General features: G+C 45.5%; 1 protein-coding gene. It reads left to right on the forward strand.

The features are described 5' to 3' along the window. A partial coding sequence (locus A3757_RS03455; protein ID WP_068739179.1) for an IS110 family transposase occupies nt 1-804 on the forward strand: 804 nt, incomplete at its 5' end. Nucleotides 805-963 lie beyond the last annotated feature (159 nt).

A 963-nucleotide genomic window follows, 5' to 3' on the forward strand; every position in this document is an offset into this window, starting at 1 on the left:
GACCTTGATCCGATTTACGTTCCTGAACCCGCAGATGAAGCAATACGAGATCTATCTCGAGCACGTGAGCGTGCAATGCATGATTTGAATAATGCACGTTTCCAGCTAAAAGCCTTGCTGCTCAGAAACCATATTAACTATTCAGGCAAATCAAATTGGAGCTTAAAACACCTTCGTTGGTTAACAGAGATCATCTTACCTCATCCTAGTCAGCAATTTGTCTTGCAAGAGATGATTCAAACCATTTCAGAACGCAATGCTCGACTAGAGCGTCTGGACAATGAACTCGCCCATCACGTGAAGCAATGGCGATATTATCCGGTTGTGAAAGCGATACAAGCCTTGAGAGGCGTTCGACTGCTCACCGCCACTGGTGTCATTGTAGAGCTAGGAGACTTAACACGATTTGATAGCCCTAGAAAACTGATGAGTTATATCGGAACGACGCCCTCCGAACATTCAAGTGGAGGAAAACGACACTTAGGCGCGATCACCAAGTGTGGAAATGGGCGAGCGAGGAGATTGTTAGTTGAGGCTGCACATAGCTATCGCTATCCCGCAAAGATATCGAAGGAATTACAGCTCAGGCAGGAAGGATTGCCGAAAGAGGTAATTGATCAAGCTTGGCAAGCACAACAGAGATTATGTAGACGATATCAACGACTAATACACAAAGGTAAACATCGAAGTGTCGTGGTAACGGCGATCGCACGAGAACTGATAGCTTATATCTGGTCAATCTCGAAGGAAGTCACCTTACCCAGAATAGATCCAAAAACACGAATCTCACGCGTACCCGCTTAAGTAGATAAGGAATAATACATGAACAAGTTTAGCGTCAATGCAAAAGATCAAGCAGCGGCTGTGGTGCAATCACCGAAGGCGTTAGGTTGGCAATGAGCTAGCAGTACATTGATCCACGAGCATAGACTGAAGACAGGCACCACGACGTAATAAGTAAGG

The sequence above is a fragment of the Oleiphilus sp. HI0117 genome, assembly GCF_001635235.1.